The organism is Pseudomonas sp. P5_B2, assembly GCF_056400445.1.
Genome location: NZ_JBFULH010000176.1, coordinates 1 through 8,088 on the forward strand (window position 1 = coordinate 1; position 8,088 = coordinate 8,088).

An 8,088-nucleotide genomic window follows, 5' to 3' on the forward strand; every position below is an offset into this window, starting at 1 on the left:
GCCTGGCGCCGATTGTGGTGAAACAGATCTTCGCGACCCTGCGGGAGCTGGCCAAGACCGGCATGACCATCTTCCTGGTTGAGCAGAATGCCAACCACGCCCTCAGGTTGTCGGACCGGGCGTATGTGATGGTCAACGGTGAGATTCGCCTCACGGGCACCGGTAAGGAGCTGCTGGTGAACGAAGAGGTGCGTAACGCTTATCTCGGCGGCCATTGAATCTGCGTAGTTGAGCAAAAGCCCCGGCGCGCAATCGTCGGGGCTTTTTTATTTTGGAAAGAGTTGGTCTTTAAGTGTTTAGGCACAGGCTCGCGTGCAAGTCTGTTGTTAGTTAGTATGGCTATATACCTTTTCTAAACTAATTTAGAAGTGATGGGTGTTCTATATATCAATGCTCTTGGTTTATCTGGGTGCGGTTATCATGTGTTAAAAAATAGACATTGACACTGCGCGAAACCGTCTATACTTATCCGGCGTGCACTTGTGATGCCGCTAAATTTAAGTTGCTTTAGTTTGGCGCCAGTCAATGCATGATTTGCCTCTTATATAAAGAGGTATTATCCAAGTCTGTGGAGATGCGTAAAATGACTCATAAGATTTTTTGCAAAATGGCCCTGGCTAGCTTGGTTCTTTCCACGGTCAGCGCTGTTTATGCCGCGCCGGCACCCGAAGATATTACGTGTAAGGAGTTTCTTGCAGCGCCTTCAGCCCAAGCTCCAGTCGCACTTTGGTTATCCGTCGACAAGAATATTAATTCAAATGGGGGTTCTTTCACTAAAGAAAAACTTACAGCAGAAGTTCTTCCTGTATATATAGAAAAGTGCACAAAAAACCCGGAGAAAAAAGTATCTAGTTTTTCCGAGGAAATTAAGAAATTGTTCTGAATGATGTCGTCACGAACCTGAGGCGCTTGTCGGTACTTTAATGCCGGCGAGCGTTTATCGTTTTGTTGAGTTCGATTGGTAATACGGGAAAAGTTGGTTGAATCATTTTCCTGACCTGGTTTTCAAGAACCGATTGCTGGCCGGCGAATATTCCCCATAGGGTGTGCGCGGCGTCGTCATCCCGGGTGTAATCAGGACGGCGGATATAAATCACTTCATGATCATTTCTCGATTCGTCACCATTCCCTGTGAGAGCGAGCCTGTCTCCGGGCGGCGCTCCCATAGGGGCTGGCAGAAGCTTTCTTGAAATTGTGGAAAACAATATTCACAAGCTCTCAAAGCGCGACATAAAGCCGCTGTAAATAGTTGTTTTATCACTGTTTTGACTTGTCCCCGTTTGCTGTGGAGCTGGCTGTGAATAACGTGGGAGTAGCTGTCTGGACGCCTTTAAATACGTGGCTTGCAGCGATGTGGTTATTTTTTGATCAGGCGTTTTTGCGGGGCTTGAGGATAGCGTTGTCAACCTTTTTATTACCGGTTGAATCAGGGCGAAACGGGCGCTAACTGCCTGTGGATAAGTCTGTGGTTAAACTCTGGAAAGACTCGGCTAATGGCCGTCGTTACTGGCTTGGCGCCATCGCTGGTTTGCAGGGGTGATCGTGCAAAATGCCATGGGCTACACCGCGCGGCGGCGAGGGTCAAGTGAAAAACTTTTCTAACTCCCCGCAAAGCCTTGTACACAGCGGCTTCCAGCATTTTCACTTGCCCCCGGAAACTGTGGACCGGCCTGTGGATAACGTGCGCGTACATGGCTGCAAGCCACGGGGCGTATGGCGCTAACAAGGTTGGTTGTTTTTTGCACAGCTCTTGTGATGGTTGCCGCTGTGAGCAAGGCCGGGCATGCTGCCAGCTGACTTTCTATTCCAAGGGCTGCCCGTCAGCCGTAGCAAGGAGAACACGATGTCCAACACCCTGTTTATTACCGGCGCGACCTCCGGTTTTGGTGAAGCCTGTGCCCGCCGTTTTGCCGAGGCTGGCTGGAAACTGGTGCTGACAGGCCGTCGTGAAGAGCGCCTTACGGCCCTGTGTGCCGAGTTGTCGAAGCAGACCGAGGTGCACGGTCTGGTGCTCGACGTGCGTGACCGCAAAGCCATGGAGGAAGCGATTGCCAACCTGCCACCGTCATTCGCCAAGCTGCGCGGGCTGATCAACAACGCCGGTCTGGCACTCGGTGTTGATCCGGCGCCCAAGTGCGATCTCGATGATTGGGACACTATGGTCGACACCAACATCAAAGGCCTGATGTACAGCACCCGTTTGTTGCTGCCGCGCCTGATTGCCCATGGCCGTGGCGCCGGCATCGTTAACCTCGGCTCCATCGCCGGCAATTATCCGTACCCGGGCAGCCACGTGTATGGGGCGAGCAAGGCATTCGTTAAACAGTTTTCGCTGAACCTGCGTTGCGACCTGCAAGGCACAGGCGTGCGTGTCAGCAACATCGAGCCGGGCTTGTGTGAAAGCGAGTTCTCGCTGGTGCGTTTCGCCGGTGACCAGGAGCGTTACAACGCGACGTACGCGGGGGCGGAGCCGATCCAGCCGCAGGACATCGCCGAGACCATTTTCTGGGTGCTGAACGCGCCGGCGCACATCAACATCAACAGCCTGGAACTGATGCCGGTGAGTCAGACGTGGGCTGGTTTCTCAATCGAGCGTAATGCCAAGGCTTAAGACCGCGTAACGGCCATCGCGGGCAAGCCACGCTCCCACAGTTTTGTGTTGAATCGCCATTTTGCGAACGCCACAAACCCCGTAGGAGCCGAGCTTGCTCGCGATAGCTATCTTTCAGTCAGCGAAGATATTCGACCAGCCCGCGATAGCAGGTCGCCAAGTGATAAGGCGTCGTCGACGGCATGTCCTTGCGGCTGACTTCGCCTTGCTCATCGCGACACTCATACCAGCCACCCGCATGCAGAAAGCGCTGCTGTAACGCCTGTAACTGACGCAGCACAGAAGCATCGCTGTTTGGCCGCAAGGTCAGGGCGCGCAGGTATTCAGCCTGAGCCCAGATGCGCTGGGTGGCATCCTTCGCAGAGCCATCCAGAGTGAGCATCGCCACGACTGCACCGGTATATGGATCAACGCCCAGTTGCTCGGTAACGGCAAACGCATTCAACAGCGAAACATGCAGTGTGGAGCCGCGCAGCAATGGTGAAGATTCCAGCAAGAAATACCACTCGAATTGATGACCCGGTTCAAACCAGTTATCCACAGCTCCCAAGGGCTTTTCCATCAGCACGCTCTGTTGCGGATCGATGAAGCGCTTCTGCATGCCTGTGCATAATTCAACGAGCGCACGCTGCACGACGGTGTCCTCGCGCACCGACAGGGTCGCAAGGAAGGCTTCGGCCAAATGCATCAGGGGATTTTGCAGAGGCCCGGAGTTGAGCGATGACCAGTCTCGGTCGAGGCTGGCTTCGTAAAGGCCGTCGCCTGTCGCGAAACGCTGAGCGATCACTTCCAGCGCCGCATTGAGCGCCGATTCCACCAATGGCTCGCGAACCTTGTCCCAGTAATTGGCGCAGGCAAACAGGATGAACGCGTGGGTATAGAGGTCTTTACGCTGGTCGAGCGGTGCGCCGTACGGATCGATGCTGTAGAACCAGCCGCCATGTTCAGCATCGTGGAAACGCTGCTGCAGAGAGCGGAACAGCGTGGCGGCACGCTCTTCGGCGTCCTGCACCTGGCCGATCAGGCTGGAAAATACATACAGCTGCCGTGCGCAGGCCATGGCCCGGTAGCGTTGAGGGGCTAGCGGTTGATGTTCCGCGTCCAGTGCTTCATACGGCAGCCCCATGTCGGCATTCCAGCCGGGTCCTTGCCAGAGCGGCACGATCACGTCCTGGAAGTGCTGTTGCACCGAGGCGAACAGGGCGGTCAATTCAGGCTGGGAGGCGGAGCGGGAAACAGGCGGCATTGGCTGGCGTCGTCACGGCAGGGTTGGTTGCGCGACATGTTAGCAGAGTGAGCGCCTTGATCGTTCCCACGCTCCGCGTGGGAATGCCTCATCGGACGCTCCGCGTTCGGCTGTTGGGACGCAGAGCGTCCCGGGCTGCATTCCCACTCAGAGCGTGGGAACGATCATCAGCCTGCGAGCAACCAGACCCCAGTCGCTGCGGAAGCGGCACCCGCCAACCGAACCAGCGGTGCCGCCGCTTGCGGCAACACGCGAACGACCGCATAACCCGCTGCATGCAACGCCGCCGTCGCCGCCACAAACCCGGCCGCATATGCCCAAGGGCTCGACATGTCCGGCAACTCCAACCCATGCGCCACACCGTGGAACAGCGCAAACAACGCCGTCGCGCCCACCGCCATGCTCAGTGGCGGACGCACCGCCAGCGCCACTGCCAGACCCAGTGCCAGCACCGATGCCGCAATCCCGCCTTCCAGCGCCGGCAGGTTCAGCCMTTCAAACCCCAGCAACCCGCCGATCAGCATGGTGCCGACGAACGTGCATGGCAGCGCCCAGCGCGCCGCGCCTTTTTGCTGCGCCGCCCACAGGCCGACCGCAATCATCGCCAGCAAGTGATCGAGGCCGCCAATCGGGTGCCCAATGCCGGCGATCAAGCCATTGTCGCCATGACCCGGATGGGCGAAGGCGATGGCCGGGGTCAGCAGCAGGGCCACGGCGCCCAGAATGCGTTTCAGTGTCATGGATAAGCTTCCTTGTTGATAAGTCGTGATCAGGCCGCTGTGAGCAGGCCCTGGCGTTCGATGAAGGCGATGATCTCTTCAAGCCCCAGACCGGTTTTCTGGTTGCTGAAGACAAACGGTTTGCCGTTGCGCATGCGTTTGGTATCGCTGTCCATCATCTCCAGCGATGCACCTACCAATGGCGCGAGGTCGACTTTGTTGATCACCAGCAAATCGGATTTGCAGATCCCGGGCCCGCCCTTGCGTGGCAGCTTGTCGCCGGCCGAAACGTCGATCACGTAGATGGTCAGGTCGGACAGTTCAGGGCTGAAGGTGGCCGAGAGATTGTCGCCTCCGGACTCCACCAGAATCAGGTCCAGCCCCGGAAAGCGGCGGTTCAGTTGATCCACGGCTTCGAGGTTGATCGAGGCGTCTTCGCGGATCGCCGTGTGCGGGCAGCCGCCGGTTTCTACACCGATGATCCGCTCCGGCGCCAAGGCTTCGTTGCGCACCAGAAAGTCGGCATCTTCGCGGGTGTAGATGTCGTTGGTGACGACGGCCAGGTTGTAACGCTCGCGCAGGGCCAGGCACAGGGCCAGGGTCAGGGCGGTTTTGCCGGAACCGACCGGGCCGCCGATGCCGACGCGCAGGGGTTGTGTGTTCATGTGGTTCTCCATATTAAAGGCCCTAGGAACGGAACAGGCGGCTGTACTGACGCTCATGGGCCATGCACGCCAGGGACAGGCCAAATGTGGCGCTGCCGTAGTGATTTGGGTCGATTCGTGTGGCGTCCTGCTGGGCTTGTTGCAACAGCGGCACCAGTTCGCTGGTCAGGCGTTGCGCGGCTTGCTGACCCAGCGGCAAGGTTTTCATCAGCACCGCCAATTGGTTTTCCAGCCAGCTCCAGAGCCATGCGGCCAGCGCATCCTGCGGACTGATCCCCCAAGCCCGGGCGGCCAGCGCCCAGCCGAGGGCCAGGTGCGGTTCGGGGCGTTGTTCGAGGAAGGCGCGGGCGGGGGCATCCAGCTCCGGTAAGCCGTTGAGAAGTTGCTGCAAGGAATAGCCCATCTGACGGCTTTCCTGATGCAGCTCGCGGGTTTCCCGACTGGCCCGGTGTTCTTCACAGCGTTGCAGCAACTCGGCCCAGTTTTCATCAAAGGCAGCCACGCAATGGGCGAGCAACAGCGGCGCTTCGAACCGTGCCAGGTTCAGCAGCAGCTGGTCGCTGATCCAGCGTCGTGCGCTGCCCGAATCGCACACTCGACCGTTATCCACGGCCATTTCCAGACCTTGGGAGTAGCTGTAGCCGCCAATCGGTAGTTGCGGGCTAGCCAGGCGCAGCAGCGCCCAGGCCGGGTTCATAAACGGACGCCGAACTGATGCAGTTTCGGCGGGTAGTTGAAGTCTTCGTCGCCGTGTCGCGAATGGTGATGGCCGCCACCATAGGCACCGTGTTCCGGCTGGAACGGCGCTTCGATGTTTTCGACCTTCGCTTCCAGCTGTTCGAGCATGGCTTTAAGCACGTAGTCGTCGAGCAGGCGCAGCCAGCCATCACCGATTTGCAGGGCAACGTGGCGATTGCCGAGGTGATAGGCCGCGCGGGTCAATTCGAAGGCATTGCCGCAGGTGACGTGCAACAGTTGTTCGGGGCGGGCGCAGACGCGCACGATACGGCCGTCTTCGGCTTGCAGGCATTCGCCGTCATACAGCGGCGGCTGGCCGCGCTCCAAAAACAGCCCGACGTCTTCACCTTCGGCACTGAAACAGCGCAAACGGCTTTTACTCCGGGCTTCGAAATTCAGGAGCAATTCGGCGGCCCAGACGGGTTGAGGGTCGACTCTGCGATGAATCACCAGCATCGGAAGGCTTCCAGCAATGGACAATACTCAGGCTAGAGCAAGGGGCTTGCCAATCGGGCGATACGTAGGAAATGCCTGTCGGAGCTTAGTGGGGGATTCGGGGGGTTGCAGGATTTTGAGCGCTAGTGGTGCGAGGGTGTTTGCGTTGCACCGAATTGATGCGCCGAATGGTTTTCGTGGGAGCGAGCCTGCTCGCGAAGCCGTCAGCACAGTCAACATTTGAGGTGAATGACCTCTTATTTCGCGAGCAGGGTTATTCCGTGCTGCCAAGTCCTTGCCAATGCTTGAGACCGATAAAGATGAAGCGCAGTTGCTGGGTGATCTTGGCCTGAGGCGTCAAATGCTCGGGGAGCGCCTCGGCCGGCGGGTCGATAATGTCGGGCAGGGTCGCGAACACACTTTTAACGATCAGATCAGCCATCACACTCAAGTCAGCGATACCGAGGTGTTGCAGCTTGGGCATCAAGGACAAGTCAGCTGCCAAATCCGAGCTGATGTCTTCTCGCAATCGCCCAATCGCCAGCCGCACCGGCAACGATCCGCCGTACTGTTCGCGGGCAAGAAACAGAAACTGCGAGCGATTGGCGCTGACCACGTCGAGAAAGATCCGCACCGACGCATCAATAATGCCGCCCATGACGAATTCGTTATGGCGCACCAGGCGGATGGTTTCGCGGAAGGTCTGACCGACTTCGCTCACCAGCACCAGGCCCAATTCATCCATATCGGCGAAATGCCGATAGAAACCGGTGGGCACGATGCCGGCGGTTCTCGTCACTTCGCGCAGGCTGAGGCTGCCGAATCCTCGGCCGCATTCCATCAGATGGCGAGCAGCATCCATCAGGGCGTTGCGGGTTTGTTGTTTCTGTTCGGCGCGGGGCAGCATCGCAAGGGTGTTTTCTGGACAGGACAGCGGCGCACTCTAGCAAATCGGCTTCGCTGGCGTCGAACGACAATCGGGGGATCAGGCGAGGAAATGCATCGCTCTATAAGTCAAAAGCCCAATCCGGGGATTGGGCTTTTTCTCAGGGCGGCCATAGGGCTTAGCTCGTAGCGCTGTTGCGTTCGATCACACGGTCACCACCACCTTCGGCCAGGGTTTGACCTTGTGGGGTGCGATCGGAACCGCCTTCAGCCAGGGTTTGGCCTTGTGGGGTGCGATCGGAACCGCCTTCAGCGAGAGTTTGGCCTTGTGGGGTACGGTCGGAACCGCCTTCAGCCAGGGTCTGGCCTTGTGGAGTGCGGTCGGAACCATCTGCAGCGACAGTTTGGCTGAACACCGAATGACTGTCTTTGACTTGCGGAGTGGCTTGATCAGGGGCTGGCAGAGCGAAAGCAGTGCTGGCTAGCATCGAGAGGGTCAGGCTAAGCAGTAGTTGGCGTTTCATGATGAGTTGCTCCTTGGGGGGGCGGTAAAGTGGGTACGAGGGCAATGCTACTCTCGAAAAATCGATATCAAAGTTCATAAACGCAATGGTAATAATCAACGGAATTGATTGTTCTGCTGCAAGCCTCTAAAACGGGCGTTTTCAGCGAGTATTTTTGCCCTGGAACGGGTAGTTTCGACTCGCTCGCGCCGCACAAAAGTGCGGGTCGGTAACGCTGCCTGAAGTGAGCAAGGTGCCCCCGACCGATTATTTGAACGTTATTGTG

Annotated in this window: 9 protein-coding genes and 1 pseudogene; 3 read left to right on the forward strand and 7 right to left on the reverse strand. The window is 57.8% G+C overall.

Features of this window, described 5'->3' with window-relative positions; all coding sequences use genetic code 11:
* From AC1DRJ_RS14875 to AC1DRJ_RS14885, 3 genes and pseudogenes are all read left to right on the forward strand, one after another.
* Window positions 1-218: pseudogene (locus AC1DRJ_RS14875) on the forward strand (ABC transporter ATP-binding protein); the annotation flags it as partial.
* A gap of 365 nt (window positions 219-583) precedes the next feature.
* Window positions 584-883, forward strand: coding sequence for an HdeA/HdeB family chaperone (locus tag AC1DRJ_RS14880; protein ID WP_477802832.1), 300 nt, complete (start codon window positions 584-586; stop codon window positions 881-883).
* 960 nt (window positions 884-1,843) lie between these two features.
* A complete protein-coding gene (locus AC1DRJ_RS14885) occupies window positions 1,844-2,611 on the forward strand; it encodes an SDR family oxidoreductase (protein ID WP_477802833.1) in 768 nt (255 codons plus the stop codon).
* A gap of 118 nt (window positions 2,612-2,729) precedes the next feature.
* On the opposite strand, the gene AC1DRJ_RS14890 is transcribed toward AC1DRJ_RS14885, so the two are convergent.
* From AC1DRJ_RS14890 to AC1DRJ_RS14920, 7 genes are all read right to left on the reverse strand, one after another.
* The gene (locus tag AC1DRJ_RS14890; RefSeq protein ID WP_477802834.1) at window positions 2,730-3,857 is read right to left on the reverse strand and encodes an AGE family epimerase/isomerase; all 1,128 of its coding nucleotides are present in this window, start codon (window positions 3,855-3,857) and stop codon (window positions 2,730-2,732) included.
* Between the two features lie 167 nt (window positions 3,858-4,024).
* Entirely contained in the window at window positions 4,025-4,597 is a 573-nt protein-coding gene (locus AC1DRJ_RS14895; protein WP_477802835.1) for a HupE/UreJ family protein, read from the reverse strand.
* A 29-nt stretch (window positions 4,598-4,626) separates the two neighbouring features.
* Window positions 4,627-5,241 carry an urease accessory protein UreG gene (gene ureG / locus AC1DRJ_RS14900; protein WP_007947546.1) on the reverse strand — a complete coding sequence of 205 codons (615 nt, stop codon included), beginning with the start codon at window positions 5,239-5,241 and terminating at the stop codon, window positions 4,627-4,629.
* Window positions 5,242-5,263: 22 nt separating this feature from the next.
* Complete coding sequence (locus AC1DRJ_RS14905) at window positions 5,264-5,938, reverse strand: urease accessory protein UreF (RefSeq protein WP_477802836.1); 675 nt, start codon at window positions 5,936-5,938, stop codon at window positions 5,264-5,266.
* Window positions 5,935-6,435, reverse strand: a complete 501-nt coding sequence (gene ureE, locus AC1DRJ_RS14910) for an urease accessory protein UreE (RefSeq protein ID WP_477802837.1) — start codon at window positions 6,433-6,435, stop codon at window positions 5,935-5,937. Before ureE ends, AC1DRJ_RS14905 begins: the two co-directional genes overlap by 4 nt.
* A gap of 253 nt (window positions 6,436-6,688) precedes the next feature.
* Window positions 6,689-7,321 (reverse strand): TetR family transcriptional regulator, encoded by a 633-nt coding sequence (locus AC1DRJ_RS14915; protein WP_477802838.1) that lies wholly within the window; start codon window positions 7,319-7,321, stop codon window positions 6,689-6,691.
* Between the two features lie 157 nt (window positions 7,322-7,478).
* A complete protein-coding gene (locus AC1DRJ_RS14920) occupies window positions 7,479-7,823 on the reverse strand; it encodes a hypothetical protein (RefSeq protein ID WP_477802839.1) in 345 nt (114 codons plus the stop codon).
* Window positions 7,824-8,088 lie beyond the last annotated feature (265 nt).